Origin of the sequence: Xanthomonas sp. WHRI 7064 (genome assembly GCF_040202355.2) — a bacterium.
GTDB classification, from domain to species: Bacteria; Pseudomonadota; Gammaproteobacteria; order Xanthomonadales; family Xanthomonadaceae; genus Xanthomonas; species Xanthomonas arboricola.
Genome location: NZ_CP167821.1, coordinates 697013 through 714218 on the forward strand (window position 1 = coordinate 697013; position 17206 = coordinate 714218).

At 66.4% G+C, this 17206-nt stretch carries 12 protein-coding genes; 6 read left to right on the forward strand and 6 right to left on the reverse strand.

Annotated elements, in window-relative coordinates; all coding sequences use genetic code 11:
• Positions 1 to 40: 40 nt before the first annotated feature.
• On the reverse strand, positions 41 to 526 hold the full coding sequence (gene accB, locus ABQY74_RS03030) for an acetyl-CoA carboxylase biotin carboxyl carrier protein (RefSeq protein WP_016903367.1): 486 nt from the start codon (positions 524 to 526) through the stop codon (positions 41 to 43).
• Between the two features lie 97 nt (positions 527 to 623).
• Entirely contained in the window at positions 624 to 1070 is a 447-nt protein-coding gene (aroQ, locus tag ABQY74_RS03035; RefSeq protein WP_024940552.1) for a type II 3-dehydroquinate dehydratase, read from the reverse strand.
• Positions 1071 to 1794: 724 nt separating this feature from the next.
• On the opposite strand from aroQ, the gene ABQY74_RS03040 reads away from it, so the two are divergent.
• The gene (locus ABQY74_RS03040) at positions 1795 to 2028 is read left to right on the forward strand and encodes a hypothetical protein (RefSeq protein ID WP_372470031.1); all 234 of its coding nucleotides are present in this window, start codon (positions 1795 to 1797) and stop codon (positions 2026 to 2028) included.
• A gap of 283 nt (positions 2029 to 2311) precedes the next feature.
• On the opposite strand, the gene ABQY74_RS03045 is transcribed toward ABQY74_RS03040, so the two are convergent.
• The 3 genes from ABQY74_RS03045 to ABQY74_RS03055 all read right to left on the reverse strand — a co-directional run bounded on the left by ABQY74_RS03045 (position 2312) and on the right by ABQY74_RS03055 (position 7236).
• Positions 2312 to 4636, reverse strand: a complete 2325-nt coding sequence (locus ABQY74_RS03045) for a protein-disulfide reductase DsbD (RefSeq protein WP_349793331.1) — start codon at positions 4634 to 4636, stop codon at positions 2312 to 2314.
• Positions 4637 to 4641: 5 nt separating this feature from the next.
• A complete protein-coding gene (gene cutA / locus ABQY74_RS03050; RefSeq protein ID WP_024940554.1) occupies positions 4642 to 4974 on the reverse strand; it encodes a divalent-cation tolerance protein CutA in 333 nt (110 codons plus the stop codon).
• A gap of 450 nt (positions 4975 to 5424) precedes the next feature.
• Positions 5425 to 7236: an endonuclease gene (locus ABQY74_RS03055; protein ID WP_126967837.1), complete on the reverse strand. Its 1812-nt coding sequence runs from the start codon at positions 7234 to 7236 to the stop codon at positions 5425 to 5427.
• Positions 7237 to 7668: 432 nt separating this feature from the next.
• Between ABQY74_RS03055 and ABQY74_RS03060 the strand changes: the two genes are divergently transcribed.
• The 5 genes from ABQY74_RS03060 to ABQY74_RS03080 all read left to right on the forward strand — a co-directional run bounded on the left by ABQY74_RS03060 (position 7669) and on the right by ABQY74_RS03080 (position 14937).
• Positions 7669 to 7956 carry a co-chaperone GroES gene (locus ABQY74_RS03060; protein WP_003483210.1) on the forward strand — a complete coding sequence of 96 codons (288 nt, stop codon included), beginning with the start codon at positions 7669 to 7671 and terminating at the stop codon, positions 7954 to 7956.
• A 147-nt stretch (positions 7957 to 8103) separates the two neighbouring features.
• Complete coding sequence (gene groL / locus ABQY74_RS03065; protein WP_011035771.1) at positions 8104 to 9744, forward strand: chaperonin GroEL; 1641 nt, start codon at positions 8104 to 8106, stop codon at positions 9742 to 9744.
• Positions 9745 to 10509: 765 nt separating this feature from the next.
• Positions 10510 to 13401, forward strand: coding sequence for a TonB-dependent receptor domain-containing protein (locus ABQY74_RS03070; RefSeq protein ID WP_349793334.1), 2892 nt, complete (start codon positions 10510 to 10512; stop codon positions 13399 to 13401).
• 54 nt (positions 13402 to 13455) lie between these two features.
• Complete coding sequence (locus ABQY74_RS03075) at positions 13456 to 13836, forward strand: hypothetical protein (RefSeq protein WP_126967839.1); 381 nt, start codon at positions 13456 to 13458, stop codon at positions 13834 to 13836.
• A gap of 27 nt (positions 13837 to 13863) precedes the next feature.
• Positions 13864 to 14937, forward strand: coding sequence for a 3-deoxy-7-phosphoheptulonate synthase (locus ABQY74_RS03080; protein WP_046345560.1), 1074 nt, complete (start codon positions 13864 to 13866; stop codon positions 14935 to 14937).
• Between the two features lie 438 nt (positions 14938 to 15375).
• Here ABQY74_RS03080 and ABQY74_RS03085 read toward each other — a convergent pair whose 3' ends face one another.
• A complete protein-coding gene (locus tag ABQY74_RS03085; RefSeq protein ID WP_039523179.1) occupies positions 15376 to 16890 on the reverse strand; it encodes an acetyl-CoA hydrolase/transferase family protein in 1515 nt (504 codons plus the stop codon).
• Positions 16891 to 17206 lie beyond the last annotated feature (316 nt).

A 17206-nucleotide genomic window follows, 5' to 3' on the forward strand; every position in this document is an offset into this window, starting at 1 on the left:
CTTTGCCGATTCCCGATTCTCCACTCCCGATTCCCGGCTCTCAGCCAATCACAAACAACGGCTGATCGAATTCCACTGGCTGGCCGGTTTCGCCGAGGATGGCCACGATGGTGCCGGAGACGTCGGCTTCGATCGGGTTGAACATCTTCATCGCCTCGATGATCGCCAGCGTTTCGCCGGCCTTGACCTGCTGGCCGACGGTGACGAAGGCCGGCTTGTCCGGCGAGGGCGAGGTGTAGAAGGTGCCGACCATCGGCGCGCGCAATACGTGGCCTTCCGGCAGGGCGGCAGCCTGCTTGGCGCCGCCGGTGGAGGCCTCGGTGGGCGACTGCATCGGCATGCTGGGGGCGGCCGGGGCCTGCGCGGGCGGGGCAGGTGCGTACTGCTGCACCGGCGCGCTCATCACGGTGGTGCCCTTGGGCACGCGCGCCAGACGCACGCTTTCTTCGCCTTCCTTGATCTCGATTTCGGCGAGATTGGATTCTTCGAGCAGGTCGATCAGTTTCTTGATTTTGCGGAGATCCATACGGGCCTCATGAGGTGAATCGGTGGAGGTTGCCGGCGGCTGCCGGCGGAAGGGGGTCAGGCCGTCGGCGCGGGCGCCGGCGTGGGTGATCGGGATGTCATGCGTCGCGTTCCAGCCGCGCAATCACCGCTTCCAGCGCCAGCCGGTAGCTGTCGGCGCCAAAGCCGCAGATCACGCCGTCGGCCTTGTCGCTGAGATAGCTGTGGTGACGGAACGGCTCGCGCGCATGCGGGTTGGACAGATGGATTTCCACGAACGGCAACCCCACGCCCAGCAGCGCGTCGCGCAGCGCCACCGAGGTATGGGTGAAGGCGGCCGGGTTGATCAGGATGTAGGCGGTGCCGTCCTCGCGCGCGGCGTGGATGCGCTCCACCAGCACGTGCTCGGCATTGGACTGCAAACAGGCCAGCGTATGCCCGGCGGCCTGCGCACGATCCACCAGAGCCGCATCGATCTGCGCCAGCGTGGTGCGCCCGTAGACATCCGGCTCGCGGGTGCCGAGCAGGTTGAGGTTGGGGCCGTGCAACAGCAGCAGGTGGGCCATGACATCCGGGAGAGCGGAAAGGCCGGAAGTCTGCGCGATGTCGCCGATGCTGTCCAGATAGGCGAAGTTAGGTCTGTTTTAAACGACTGATTGAAAATCTGGCTTCGCAGGCATTTAAGTGACACAGGTCGCCGTACGAAAACAGTGGTGTCTCGTCTGCGGCAGGAGTTGCCAGTGAGGGGGAGGGACTGGCTTGATGCACGCGACTTGCAGCCTGATGCCCTGCAATCTGGCACAAGCGACCACATCAGCGGTCCTGTCGAGGTATTCGCCCTGGCAGGCCGTCTGGCTCAGGATGACACGCCTGGCAGTACACCCGCTTCACCGAACGCAGCTGCTTGGCACCGATGCGTTGCCGGTCGTGATGACCTCGGGATGCACCTGCTACGCATGGTCATGGCAAGCAGACGTTCCGGGGAAAAGCCAGTTCAGTCGTTGGCTACGGCATTGTGTCTGGGTAGATCGGCTGCATGTTGTCTCGACAATGCTGCACCGCTGCAGCGACAGGAGCCACTTGCCCGTGGAAAAAACGAATGCATTATCTGGCGCCGCGGCAACGCGGCCATGGCGTTTTCTGGCGATCGGCCGCTGATGACGGCGAACAACAATCAGGCGCCTGGACCGAGTCCAGGATTGGACGTGGACGTGGCCACGCAAACGGCTGCGGGAGCATTGCAGACTTCGGATCGTGGTGGAGGTAGCTGAGATGCGATCCATTCGCCGCATGTTGACGGCTCCGTTCGCACGGAAATGGGGTGCGCTCATTGCAGCGAGCACCCTGATCCTGTTGGTGTCCAATCCCGAGCTGGTGTCCGCCTTGCTGTTGATCAACATGGTCGGCATCGATGTGCTGGTGTTGTTCGCCGTCATTCAACTGCGTCAGCACTGGTCGATGCTCGATGCCTTCGTCATCGCACCATGCCGTTTAAAAATCAGGCAGCTGTTCAAGCCGAAGTGACGGCCGAGGTGTCTGCTGAAGAGTGTGTGCTTTCGCCGGCTCATTTCGGTTGATCGCCTGCGTGCCCATCCTGACCGCTCTGCATCGGACAATGCGCATCAGTGCCGACCCGGCCCATGCAGCCCACTTGAGCGTCCCGTCGCTCCTGCAATGGATAGGCCACGCCCGTCCCTGCGCCGAGCAACCCCGATCGACGGCTTTGCACACATTGCCTCATGCGGCACACGCGCACGATCGACACACCACGGACAAAACGCCGCGCTTGCACGCGCGGCGCTTCACTTCACCGCGCCGCGCGCAGCAACGCATCCTCGGTGATCGCGTTGGTCAGCACGGTCGGCAGCACCGCCGGCGGTGCGCCGGGGCCGTAGACCACGTACAGCGGCACGCCGACGGCCTGGTGCTGGTCGAGGAAGGCGCTGATCCTGGGGTCGACGTTGGTCCAGTCGCCTTTCATGTAGACCGCGTCGACGCGGCGCAGTGCGTCGCGGAAGTCGGCGCTGCTCAGCACGTTCTTCTCGTTGGCCTTGCAGGTCACGCACCAGTCGGCGGTCATGTTGACGAACACCACGCGGTTGTCGGCGCGCAGGCGGTCCAGCAACTGCGGCGAGAACGCCACCACGCCTTCGGCAGCAGTGGCAGCCGGCAGGCGCAGGCGGGTGACCCCGACCACCGGCACGATCGCCAGCACCAGCATCACCGCGGCCAGGCCCATGCCGATGCGATGGCTCTTCCAGCGGCTGCGCTCGAAGCAGAACAGGCCCAGTGCCAGCAGGGTGGCGCCAACCAGCATCAGCGCCAGCGCGTCCACGCCGCGCTGCTTGCCCAGCACCCACAGCAGCCAGATCGCAGTGAGATACATCGGGAACGCCAGCACCTGCTTGAGCGTTTCCATCCACGCGCCGGGCGTGGGCAGCCGCCGCGCCAGCGAGGGAATGAAGCCGATCAGCAGGAACGGCAGCGCCAGGCCCAGGCCCAGCGCCAGAAACACCAGCATCGCCAGCAGCGCCGGGGCGGTGAAGGCATACGCCAGTGCGGTGCCCATGAACGGGGCGATGCAGGGGCTGGCCACCACGCAGGCCAGCACGCCGGTGAAGAAATCACCCAGCGGGCCATTGCGCGCTGCCAGCGACTGGCCGATGCCGCCCAGATTGCTGCCCAGCGTGAACACGCCCGACAGGCTCAGCCCCACCACGAACATCAGATAGGCCAGCGCCGCGACGAACCACGGCTGCTGCAGCTGGAAGCCCCAGCCGGCCGCCTGGCCGGCCGCGCGCAGGCCGATCACCAGCGCGCCGATCGCCGCAAACGACACCAGCACGCCCAGCGAATACCAGATCGCATGGCTGCGCGCGTGGCTGCGGCTCTCGCCGCTGTGGGCCAGGCCCAACACCTTCAGCGACAGGATCGGCAGCACACAGGGCATCAGGTTCAACACCAGCCCGCCGAGCAAGGCCAGCACCAGCATGGCCAGCAAGCCCTTGTCGGTGTGCGGTGGCTGGGTGCGCTGCGGATTGTCGGCCGAGGCATCTGCGGCCGGCGCTGCAGTCGCCGCGGGCGTCGGTGCCGGCGCCGGTTCCGCAGGCAGCTGCCCGGCCGGCAGCGGCGAGATCATCAGCGGCGCGGCCTGCGCCTGGTTCTGCGGCGACACCGTGCCGGCGGGCAACTCCAGCGCCACCCGACGGGTCATCGGCGGGTAGCAGATGCCGTCGGTCTGGCAGCCCTGGAAGGTCGCCACCAGGGTCGCCTTGACCGGCTCGGCGTGCTCGCGCAGCAGCGGCAAGGTGACTTCGGCCTGGTCGAAATACACCACCACATCGCCGAAGTGCTCATCGCGGTGCGCCTTGCCCTGCGGCCAGCGCGGCAGCCCGGGACGCACGCCGCCGACGCCTTCCAGCGCCAGCGAGGTGCGGTCGCGGTAGATGTAATAGCCGGGCGCGGGGGTGAAGCGCAGCAGCAGGCTGTTGCCGTCGCCGACGATGGCTTCGAAGGTGAAGGCCTGCTCGGCCGGCAGCGGCAGTGCGTCCACGCCGGCGGCCTGGCCGGTGCTGCCGAACAGCCGCGGGCCTGCCGGTGCGCGCGGCACCAGTGCGCCCAGGTTTTCGCGCGGGGTGGCGGGCGTCGCGGCGGGAGCCGAGGCATCGGGCAGGCGCACGCGCAGCTCGCGGCGTTGCGGCGGGTAGCACACGCCGGCGTCGGCGCAACCCTGGTATTGCACCTGTAGCACGGCGGTCTGCAACCCGGCATCGGCCTTGCCGGCCAGCCTGGCCTGCAGCTGCTTGCGGTAGGTCTGCACCTGGCCAAAGAACTCGTCGTGCTTGCTCTCGCCTTCCGGCAGCGCCAGCTCGCCGGCGGCAAAGCCTTGCCCGGATTTGACGCTGATGCGGTGGCGATACAGGTAATAGCCCGGCGCGATCTTCCAGCGCAGCGCGATGCTGTCGCGGCTGTCGGCAGTGGCGCTCAGGGTGAAGGCCTGATCCACCGGCAGCAGGTCGGCCTCGGTGACCGCGGCCTGCGCGGGCAGGGGCGCCACCAGCGCCAGCGGCGCGGCGAGCAACGGTACGGCCAGCAATGCGCAGCGGGCGATCCAGCGGGACAGAGACTTCATGGACGTCAGGATTCCTTGCGGGTTTCGGCCCGGACCCAATCGAGATACGCCGGCAGCCCGGCGCTGGCTTGGACCGCGATCGCCTCCGGCAGTTCATACGGATGCAGCGCTTGCAGCCGCGCGATGGCGTCCGGCAGGCGGTCTTCCCAGGTCTTGATCAACAACTGCACTTCCTGGCTGCGCTCGATCGCCCCGTTCCAGCGGTACAGCGACTGCACGCCGGGCAGCTGGGTGACGCAGGCGGCCAGGCGCTCGTCCAGCAGCACGCGCGCAATGCGCTCGGCGCTGTCGGCATCCGGGCAGGTGCTGAACAACAGATGGAGGGAAGAGGCGCTCATGTGACCGCGCAGTGTAATCCCCTGTCTGCGGGGGATCGACCGCAGATTCCGGAACAGGGCATTAAGTTCGCTGGGCCTGGCGGCTGGCCGGCGACACCGCGCCTTGGTGGCCGACCATGCGAGGGTGCGATGGCACTACACCGGAGTAAGCGGGCGTAGTGCGGGCACGTGGTTGGAACAGGCCGAGCGACCACGCGCTGGCCGGGCCGAGACAGCGAGCCGGGGCTCAGCCGGGCATTTCATCCATCCAGCAGGGCACGCCATGCTGCGACTGGCGTTTTGTAGATGCTGTCATACACGTCGACCTGCGTTACCCAGGTCTTCGCCTGCCCACTGACGTTGCAGGTCGCGGGGCCGACGGCACCGCGCAGCAGGCGCGCGAGCGGGCACGTGGATTGCCGCTGCAGGCCGTCTCCCGGCCCGGCGCCTGGGGCACCGGGCCGGGCCGGATCAATTGGCCAGCTGGCAGCTGGCCGGCTTGGCCGAGGTGAACAGGCTCGAGGTCGCCCATTCGGGGTGATCCACGAACGGGTTGCGGTTGCCCTGGAAGCTGAAGATCACCTGGTTGCGCGCCCGCTCGGCATCGTCCGGCGGGTCGGCCTGGTGCCAGGCCAGCAGCGTGGACAACAGGCCCATGTAGGCCGGCGAAGCCGAGGTCTGCACGATCTTGCTGCGGTCGTCGGTGAGTTCCAGGTCCGGCTCGGACTGCCCGGTGGCCGCGTCGGTACCGCCTTCATAGCGGATCGCCATGTACATCACCGCACGCGCCATGTCGCCCTTGCGCTTGCCCCACACCTCGAAGGTGCCGCCGTTGCCGTCCGGGGTGCGCACCCAGTTGGAATTGCCCGGATAGCGCCCGCTGCCGCCGCCACTGCCGTCATTGACCTCGGTGACCCGCTCGCCGCAGCTGCTGGTGCAGGCCGCATAGGGCTTGTTGCCGCGGTCGGCGTTGAAGGCGGTGTCGGTCAGATACAGCATGTGGGTGTCGGTGTAGGGCGCATATGGCAGCCCCTTGTCGCCGCTGGCGCTGCCAAAGCCCAGCGAGTTGGGCCAGGTGTGCTCGCGGTTGTAGGTCAGCCCGCTCCCGGTGCCGGCGCGGTCGCTGCCCTTGGCGTAGCTGCGGTTGCGGTAGGCGTCCAGGATCCGGCCGCTGTTGTTGGGATCCTCGTCGGCCATCTCCAGGATGGTCCAGGTGCTGGTGCCCGAGCCGCTGTACGGATAGGCCGTGTGGCCCTTGATCACGGTGTGCAGCGAACAGCGCAACTGGCTGGCATTGGCGGTGTTGACCCGCGAGTAGTAACCGGTGCCGCCGCCGCTGGCGGTGGCCACGGTGAAGGTGATGGACTGGTTGGCGGCCGGGCTCAGCCCGCTGGCATCGCGGATGGCGCTGGCGGTGATCGCCAGGGTGCAGCGCTCGCCACCGACCAGGGCGGTGTTGGTGGACAGGCTGAAGCGGGTGCCGCTGGTCGGGTAGCTCAGCGCCACCGTGCCGGAGCTGGCGCAGCTCAGCGCGAACGCGCCGCTGCTCAGCGTCACCGCCTCGCTGAAGCCCACGCTCAGGTCGCCGGCGGCGGGAAAGCCGGTCGCGCCCTGGGTCGGGGTGGTGCTGGTGATCGTCGGTGCCGCGCCGGTCTCGCCGCCACCGCCGCTGCCGTTGAAGCTCTGGCCGCGGTTGCACGCGCCAAAGCTCTGCGCCGACGAGCCGGCCCAGCTGAAGTTGGCCGCGCTGCTGCCGGTGCCGGTCAGTTGCAGCGAACTGCCGACCGCGCTGCTGTTGCTCTCGCTGACCGGCAGGTTTTGGCTGGTGATGCCGGCGGCAGGGCCGCCGCTGGCGGTGATGGCGCCTTCGTAACTGAGGAACTGCACCAACTGGCCGTTGGGGTCGACCAGTGCCACGCCGTCGTTGGGCCCGTTCTGCACGCCGTTGCTGGCGTAGCCGACCGTGGCCACGCGCACCTGGCTGCCGCAGCTGGCCAGGCTGCCGGCCGGCACCGCCGTATTGGCGTAGACCGTTGCCGCGCCCGGTGTGCTGCCGTTGTACAGATAGATGCGGTAGCCGCTCAGCGATTCGCCGGCGGTGGCCACCACTTCCACCCCTTCGCCGCTGTCGCCGGAGGCGCCTGCGTCGTCGTAATGCAGTTCGTTGATGAACACCGCCGCGTGGACGGTGGGGACGGCCAGCGCGAGCGCACAGGCCAGGGGAAGCGTGCAGCTGGGGGACCAGCGCAAGGGGAAAACACGGGCAGGGGACGGCAACCTCATCGACAGCTCCTTGTGATCGGGGAATGCGTGGCCGACTGTAAAACGTGCGCATGACAATCGGTGGAACCTGGTTCCATTTTTAGAGCGGCTGCTCCGGCGACTGCTCACCGCGCACTGCCCGACGTGCCAGTGGTCTGGTAGCCGGCCTCAGGCGTAGCCGGCTGTTGCGCAGACCGGTTCCCACTCGGCTGTCGGTCGCCAGCGGTCGTACTGCTTGCCAGGTCGTGTCGGCCGCGTCGTGGCCCTGGGACGGAACTGCCCGGCGAAAATTTTTTGCCCCCAGCCCTTGAAAGCTGGCCACACAGCACAATCTCTGGCCCGCACCCGCTCTGTCGGGTTTTTTCCGCGCGCTGTGCTGGCAGTCGTCACATACGAGTGCTAACATCGCCGATAATTTCCAGGCCAATCAATCACTTAAGAGGGTCTTTCTCTATGAGCATCAAGCCGCTTCACGACCGCGTTGTAGTCAAGCCGATCGAAGCCGACGAAGTTTCCGCCGGCGGCATCGTGATCCCGGACTCCGCCAAGGAAAAGTCCACCAAGGGTGAAGTCGTCGCCATCGGCGCCGGCAAGCCCCTGGACAACGGCAGCCTGCGCGCGCCGGTGGTCAAGGTCGGCGACAAGGTCATCTACGGCCAGTACGCCGGCAGCAGCTACAAGTCCGAAGGCGTCGAGTACAAGGTGCTGCGCGAAGACGACATCCTGGCCGTCATCGGCTGATCAGGCGCTATGCGCCGGGAATCGGGAGTTGGGAATCGGGAATGGGCAAAGCGGCTAACCCACTTCGCCATCCCACCCCGCCCCGATTCACGCTGTTGATCTGCCGATTCCCCATTCCCTATTCCCCATTTCCGGAGTTACATACAAATGGCTGCTAAAGACATTCGTTTCGGTGAAGACGCACGTACCCGTATGGTTCGTGGCGTCAACGTGCTTGCCAATGCCGTCAAGGCCACCCTGGGCCCGAAGGGCCGCAACGTCGTGCTCGAGAAGAGCTTCGGCGCGCCGACCATCACCAAGGACGGCGTCTCCGTCGCCAAGGAAATCGAACTGGCTGACAAGTTCGAGAACATGGGCGCGCAGATGGTCAAGGAAGTCGCTTCCAAGACCAACGACAACGCCGGCGACGGCACCACCACCGCCACCGTGCTGGCCCAGGCCCTGATCCGCGAAGGCGCCAAGGCTGTGGCCGCCGGCATGAACCCGATGGACCTCAAGCGCGGTATCGACCAGGCCGTCAAGGCCGCCGTCATCGAGCTGAAGAACATCTCCAAGCCCACCACCGACGACAAGGCGATTGCCCAGGTCGGCACCATCTCGGCCAACTCGGACGAGTCGATCGGCAACATCATTGCCGAAGCGATGCAGAAGGTCGGCAAGGAAGGCGTGATCACCGTTGAAGAAGGCTCGGGCCTGGAAAACGAGCTGGACGTGGTCGAGGGCATGCAGTTCGATCGCGGCTACCTCTCCCCGTACTTCATCAACAACCAGCAGAGCCAGTCGGCCGACCTGGACGACCCGTTCATCCTGCTGCACGACAAGAAGATCTCCAACGTGCGCGACCTGCTGCCCGTGCTGGAAGGCGTGGCCAAGGCCGGCAAGCCGTTGCTGATCGTCGCTGAAGAAGTCGAAGGCGAAGCGCTGGCCACCCTGGTGGTCAACACCATCCGTGGCATCGTCAAGGTCGTGGCCGTCAAGGCACCGGGCTTCGGCGACCGTCGCAAGGCGATGCTGGAAGACATGGCGGTGCTGACCGGCGGCACCGTGATCTCCGAGGAAGTGGGTCTGGCGCTGGAGAAGGCCACGATCAAGGACCTGGGCCGCGCGAAGAAGGTGCAGGTCTCCAAGGAGAACACCACCATCATCGACGGCGCCGGCGACTCGGCCACGATCGAAGCCCGCGTTGGCCAGATCAAGACCCAGATCGAAGACACCTCGTCCGATTACGACCGCGAGAAGCTGCAGGAGCGCGTGGCCAAGCTGGCCGGTGGCGTTGCAGTGATCAAGGTCGGCGCGTCGACCGAAATCGAAATGAAGGAAAAGAAGGCCCGCGTCGAAGACGCCCTGCACGCCACCCGTGCAGCCGTCGAAGAAGGCGTGGTCCCGGGCGGCGGTGTGGCCCTGGTGCGTGCGCTAGTGGCTGTCGGTAACCTGACCGGTGCCAACGAAGACCAGACCCACGGCATCCAGATCGCCCTGCGCGCGATGGAAGCCCCGCTGCGCGAAATCGTGGCCAATGCCGGCGAAGAGCCGTCCGTGATCCTGAACAAGGTCAAGGAAGGCACCGGCAACTACGGTTACAACGCGGCCAACGGCGAGTTCGGCGACATGGTCGAGTTCGGCATCCTGGATCCGACCAAGGTCACCCGCTCGGCGCTGCAGAACGCAGCCTCGATCGCCGGCCTGATGATCACCACCGAAGCCATGGTGGCCGATGCACCGAAGAAGGACGAGCCGGCGATGCCGGCCGGCGGTGGCATGGGCGGCATGGGCGGCATGGATTTCTGATCCACGCCACTCGGCTGTTGCAGCAAAAAAGGACCCCGCCGAAAGGCGGGGTTTTTTTGTGGGCGATGAGATGGATGCCGCAAGAGGTCGTGCGTGGCCACGCAGACCCCATCATGACCCGTAGGAGCGCCCCTGGGCGCGAAAGGGCTTCACCGGGAATGCCCCAGTCGCGCCCGGGTGCGCTCCTACCTGGCACCGGTGCGGCCAACGATTCGCGAACCCGACCGTTTCGAACCCACGCGTGTATAACCACGCAAACCCCATGACCCCGTAGGAGCGCCCCAGGGCGCGAATGGGCTTCACCGGGAATGCCCCAATCGCGCCCGGGTGCGCTCCTACGTGGGGCCGATGCCACCGGTTCGCGCAATCGGTTCGCGGCCTCGACCTTGTCGAACTCGGCGCTTGCATGGCCACGCAAACCCCATGACCCCGTAGGAGCGCCCCAGGGCGCGAAGGGGCTTCACCGGGAACGCCCAATCGCGCCCGGGTGCGCTCCTACGCGGCGCAGATGCCACCGGTTCGCGCAATCGGTTCGCGGCCCCAACCGTGTCGACGTGCGTGCCATCGCGTGGATCGCGAACCCCATCACACTTGCATGACAGTGTGTTGACATCGATGTCAGCGCCAACCTAGCGTCGCTGGGCAGGCGCTTGCGCCGAACGGTCGGGGGGCCATCGGACAGGGGGCGGCGATGCGGTGCATCGCTCGCAGGCGTCGTTGCAGTGGAACGCCACGCCGGTCATGCCGGCCTCTCCCGGGGATCTTATGAACTGCCGCATTCATCGCCTTGCCTTGTCGATTTCCTTGTCCCTCGCCCTGACCGCCGCCATCGCACCGTCGGCGGCGGCCCAGCAGGCCGAGCCGGAGCAACCGCGCGCCACCTCCACGCTGGACGCGGTCAGCGTCACCGGCTCGCGCATCAAGCGCGCGCAGGTCGAAGGCGCGCAACCGGTGGTCACCATCTCCGCGCAGCAGATCCAGCAGGAGGGCTTTGCCACCGTCTACGACGTGCTCAACAGCATGAACCAGCAGGGCTCGGTGGAGGCTGATACGCAATGGGGCTCGCATACGCCCAACGCCTCGCCGATCAACCTGCGCGATCTGGGTCCGGGCCGCACCCTGCTGCTGGTCAACGGCCACCGCGTGGCCGATTACCCGCTGCCGTACGGCGGCGAGAGCAACTTTTCCAACTACAGCAACATCCCGTCCGCGGCGGTGGAGCGCATCGACATCCTGACCGGCGGCGCCTCAGCGATCTACGGCTCGGACGCGGTGGCCGGCGTGGTCAACGTGATCCTCAAGCGCGATTACCAGGGCGACCAGGTGCGGCTGCGCGGCGGCACTGCCACCGAAGGCGGCCGCGACAGCTTCGACGTGTCCTGGGCCGGCGGGCGCACCGGCGAGAACTGGAGCCTGACCTACGCGCTGCAGGCCACCCGGCGCGATCCGTTGAGCGGGCGCGATCGCCCCGAGATGGACGATTCCGACGACATGGCCTATTCCAACTGGACCGGGCAGAACCGCCGCTACGGCTTCAACCCGTTCACCGGCCTGAGCCTGGTCGATGCCAACACCAACGAACGCCTCGCACCGCCCGCCGGCACCTGCGCGCGCTTCGGCGGCGAGTTCATCGACGGGCAGCGGCTGAGCTACAACCAGAACACCGGGGTGGTCACCAACGCCGGCGATTACTGCGGCGTGGCCCGCGACTACGGCGACTGGGGGCTGGTCACCGGCAGCGAGGACTACTCGGCGTATCTCTACGGCACCTGGAAGTTCGGCGAGCACACCGAAGCCTGGGCCACGCTGTCGGCCAACCGCAGCATCGGCCGCTGGACCTACGACCCGCCGTACGCATACCTGGGTCCGTTCCAGGACGCGGCCACCGGCCGCTCGCTGTATGCGATCCGGCAGCTCACCCGGCGCGAGGCCGGTGGTTGGGACCGGCTGGCCAACTACAACAAGGAGCAGTCCTGGGACCTGAGCGCCGGCTTGCGTGGCGTGTGGGCCGACCGCTTCGACTGGGAGCTGAGCGTGGGCCGCTCGCGCTACACGGTGGACGAATACGTACGCACCGTGGACACCGCCCGCGCCACCGATTATTTCCTCGGCAGCCCCACCGGCAGCGCCGCCGACGGCACGCCGATCTATGCGATCAACCAGGCGCGCCTGTATGCGCCGCTGTCCTCGAGCGAGTACGACGACCTGGTCGCCAAATCGCATAACTCGGCGTATTCGTGGGTGAACCAGGCCAGCTTCAGCCTGAGCGGCGATCTGGTGCAGGGCTGGGCCGGGCCGATCCGCTTCGCCACCGTGGCCGAAGTCGCCAAGCAGGGCTACCAGCTGTCGCCCGACCCCTGCGCCAACGAGTGCTATCCGGTCGATGTGGTGGACAGTGGCGGCGGCGAGCGCATGCGCAGTTCGGCCGGGCTGGAATTCCAGATTCCGCTGTTGTCGACGTTGAGCGCCAATGTCGCCGGCCGCTACGATCGCTACGGCAGTTATCGCTCTTCGGCGGCGATTCCGACCGATGTCGGCACCCAAAGTGACACCACCTGGAGCGCGGGTCTGGAATGGCGCCCGGTCGAGAGCCTGTTGTTGCGCAGCACGCTGGCCACCAGCTTCCGCGCGCCGGACATGCATTACGTGCTCGGCGAACCCAGCTCCACCAACCAGACCGTGATCGACCAATACCGCTGCATCGCCACCGGTGCGTATCTCACTGGCGGCTGCAACGACGAAAACAGCAACATCTACTACACCGTGGACGTGAACCGTCGCGGCACGCCGGATCTGCGCTCGGAAACCGGCCGCTCGTTCACTGGCGGGGTGGTGTGGGACATCGTGCAGGGCCTGTCGCTGAGCGTGGATTACTACCGCATCGAGCTGGAGGAAATGATCAAGGATCTGGACCGCGACGAGATCCTCTCGGCCGAAGCCGGCTGCCGCACCGGCACCACCATCAGCGGCGGCGCCTGGAACAATCCCGGCGGCGCCGGCTATTGCGACACCATCACCTCGCGCGTGCTGCGCAACGCCGACGGCACCATTGCCAGCATCGAGCGCGGCCCGATCAACCTGGCGCAGATGGAAACCTCCGGCATCGATGCCTCGCTGAAATACCGGCTTGCTACGGCGGGTTGGGGCAACTTCCAGTTGTCGCTGGACTACAACAATCTGCTGGCCTATCGCGAGCAGATCTACCGTACCGACAGCGACGAAAACCGCCGCGACGAACGCGTGCGCAGCCGCGTGCGGGGCAGCGTGCATTGGGACAACGGCGGCGCCTGGGATTGGACGGTGTACTTCCGCCGGCTCGGCTCCATGCGCGCTGTCAACTGGGGCACCTGCGAGCGCTTCGACGACGGCTACCAACCCAGTGCCTCGGACGCATGCGTGGTCACCGACACCGCCAACGTGCATCTGGGCGAGAGCAGCAAGCGCTACTTCGGCCGCGTCGGCCCGGCGATCTACTGGAACCTCAGCACCGGCTACAGAATCACCGACCACGCCAAGGTCAACTTCTACGTCAACAACGTGTTCAACGAAGTGGGCTACGAGAACAAGGAGCGCTTCTACGGTTACGGCTTCTACAACACCACCTTGTTCAACCCGATCGGCCGCGAAGTGGCGGCGGAATATGTGTTTACGTTCTGATTGAAGGTGGTGGCCGCATCGCACGTCACGGCACCGCACCGTGGCGTGCGATGCATGGTCGATGGCACCTGCGCAGGCAAGCCGTGCTCGATCCCGGCCTGCCAACGCGCGCGTGGTAATGCCGCGCATCGGTTCGCCCAGCTTGTCGTGCGCCGCGGTGGTCGGCGCGACACATGCGGCTTGCAGGCACCCCCGCATTGGCAGCGCTGCAACGTTCCGTTGCCGATGAAACAGTGGCAACGGCCAAACGTGCGTGGTATCAATGCACTCAATGAACGCACCCCGCAGCCAGTTTTACTTTTGGTACTACGGTTTTCCGATGCCGCTGGCGGAGGACGGATTGCGCTCACCCTGAAGAAATCTTCAGCAGCATTCCCGAAAAGCCGCCAGCGCACACTGGCGGCTTTTTTGTTGCCGCCGCGCCTGGCTCCCTGATGCAACACCGCCCACCGAGACACTGTTATGCCGCCTGTGACCGATGACCTGCGTATCCGCAAGATCGAAGCCCTTGCCCCACCTTCGCAGCTGCTGTCGCTGCTGCCCTGCGACGAGCGCGCCTCCGAGACCGTGACCAATTCGCGTGCCGCGCTGCACGAAATCCTGCATGGCCGTGACGACCGCCTGGCTGTGGTGATCGGGCCCTGCTCGATCCACGATCCGGTCGCGGCGATGGACTACGCGCACCGCCTGCGCCCGCTGCGCGAGCAATTCGGCGATGCGCTGGAGATCGTGATGCGGGTGTACTTCGAAAAGCCGCGCACCACCATCGGCTGGAAGGGCCTGATCAACGATCCGGATCTGGATGGCAGCTTCCAGATCAACAAGGGCCTGCGGGTGGCGCGCGGTCTGCTGCGCGACATCAACAACCTCGGCCTGCCGGCCGGTGTGGAATTCCTCGACATCATCTCGCCGCAGTACATCGCCGACCTGGTGGCCTGGGGCGCGATCGGCGCGCGCACCACCGAAAGCCAGGTGCATCGCGAAATGGCCTCGGGCCTGTCGTGCCCGGTGGGCTTCAAGAACGGCACCGGCGGCGACGTCAAGATTGCGGTGGACGCGGTGGGTGCGGCCTCGCACCCGCATCATTTCCTGGCCGTGACCAAGGACGGCCACACCGCGGTGGCCGCGACCGCAGGCAACCCGGATTGCCACGTGATCCTGCGCGGCGGCAAGCAGCCCAACTTCGACGCGGCCAATGTGGAAGCGGCCAGCCAGGTGCTCAACACGTCCGGCTTGCCGGCGCGGCTGATGATCGACGCCAGCCACGCCAACAGCGGCAAGAATCCCGAGAACCAGCCCAAGGTCATCGACGATATCGCCACGCAACTGGAAGGCGGCGAGACCCGCATCGTCGGCGTCATGGTGGAAAGCCACCTGGTCGGCGGACGCCAGGAACTGGTGCCCGGCTGCGCACTGACCTACGGCCAGAGCATCACCGACGGCTGCCTGGGGTGGGACGCCTCGGTGCAGGTGCTTGAGCGCCTGGCGACAGCCGTGCGCGCACGTCGCGCAAGGCGGGTTGCCGAAGCTGCGTGATCGGCGAGGCGGTGGGGTGAGAACACGAGGCTTCGCGCGTACCCTCATCCGGCGCTGCGCGCCACCTTCTCCCGCCGGGAGAAGGGATAAGCCCCTTTCGAGCAGCCTGGCAATGAACACAAGCGCACGCGTGCTGATGGCCGCTCCAAAACGAGAACGCCGGGCCGGCGCAGGGAGCCGGCCCGACGGATTGGACACCACCCAGTGGTGACCCGTCGCGCCCAGCGGCAGGAGGGGGAGAGAGCCGTCCTGCCGCCGAATGCGAGCGGGCAGAAACGTTATCCGCCACATCCGTGACATCGCGATGTCGCAGCATGTCGGCGCCAGCAATGAAGTTCGCGAAGCGTTAAACACAGGCATGACAGCCGTGCTCCGATCCCTCTAGCAACACCGCCACGCTGCGCTACAACTCCCGATTCCCGATTCCCGATTCCCTGCTCACCCCAACATATCCCCCGTCTCCAACCAGCGCTGATGCCACGACAGCGCCTCGGTCAGCAGATGCGGGGTGTGCTTGCCATAGCTGTCGCGATTGGCACGCGCCACATAATCTTCCAGCGCATCGCGATAGCGCGGGTGGACGCAGTGATCGAGCAACTGGCGTGCACGTTGCTTGGGCGTGAGGCCGCGTAGATCGGCCAGGCCTTGTTCGGTGACGATCACCGAGACGTCGTGTTCGGTGTGGTCGACATGGCTGACCATCGGCACGATCGACGAGATGCTGCCGGCCTTGGCGATGCTGGGGCTCAGGAAGATCGACAGGAAGCCGTTGCGCGCAAAGTCGCCGGAGCCGCCGATGCCGTTCATGATGCGGCTGCCCATCACGTGGGTGGAATTGACGTTGCCGTACAGGTCGGCCTCGATCATGCCGTTCATGCCGATGCAGCCGAGCCGGCGCACCAGCTCCGGATGATTGGAAATCTCCTGCGTGCGCATGATGATGCGCTGCCGGTAGAAATCGATATTGCGCTTGAACTCCTCGTTGCCCTCCGGGCTGAGCGCAAAACCGGTGCACGAGGCGTAGCGCAGCACGCCATCGCGCAGCAGCGCGAGCATGCCGTCCTGGATCACTTCGGTGAACGCTTCCAGGTCGCGGAAGCCGCTGCGTGCAAGCCCCGCCAGCACCGCATTGGGAATATTGCCCACGCCCGATTGCAGCGGCAGCAGGCTGGCCGGCAGCCGGCCCTTGTCCACTTCGTGGCGCAGGAACGCGATCAGGTGCTCGGCGATGCGTTCGCTGCTGTCGTCGGCGGCAGCGAACGGGCTGTTGCGGTCCGGGCCATGCGTGCGCACCACTGCCACGATCTTGTCCGGATCGCAGCGCAGGCTGGGCTCGCCGATGCGGTCGTCGCCGTGGATCAACGGGATCGGCTTGCGCTGCGGCGGCAGCGCAGTGCCGTAGTACACGTCGTGCATGCCATCCAGGCCGGCCGGCTGCCAATCGTTGACCTCGATGATCACCTTGCTGGCCAGGTCCAGCCAGGTCTTGTTGTTGCCGATCGAGGTGGACGGCACCAGGCTGCCGTCGGCGCGGATCGCCGAGACTTCCACCACGGCGGTGTCGATCTGCCCGTAGAAGCCGAACCACACGTGCTGGGCGACGTGGCTGAGATGGATGTCGATATAGTCCAGCGTGCCGGCGTTGATGCGTTGGCGCGCATCCGGGTCGGACTGGAACGGCATGCGCATGGCGATGCCGTCGGCCTTGGCTAGCGCGCCGTCCAGTTCCGGCGCGGTGGACGCGCCGGTCATCAGCTTGATCTGGAATGGCTGGCCCTGCAGATGCGCCGCTTCGATGCGCTGCGCCAACGCCATCGGCACCGCCTTGGGGTAACCGGAGCCGGTGAAGCCGCTCATCGCCACGGTCTCGCCGGGCTGGATCAATGCGGCAGCGGCCTCGGCAGAAACCAGGCGCTCGCGCAGCGGCGCGTACAGGATGCGTTCGTCGGACATGGGCGGCACAGCGGGACAGGGGACTGCCATTATCGCCGCTGCATGCGTCGGCCGCGCTGCGACCATGGTGCAATGCAATGGTGCGGATGGCCGCAACTGCGTGCGAAGCGGGCTGTTGCGTGGCAGGTCGGTTGGGCAACACATCGACGCTTCACCCGCCTTCGCTTCTGCGTATGGAGCCTGGCGTTGGCGTTGCCGCTGGCAGGCCTGCGGTTGCCTGGTGAGCGCCTGCCGGCAAGCCCTGTGCACTGCTGCGCTGTAGCACTAATCGTCAACGCATCCCCATCTGCCGTGCAGCGGATACGGTGATGCGCTA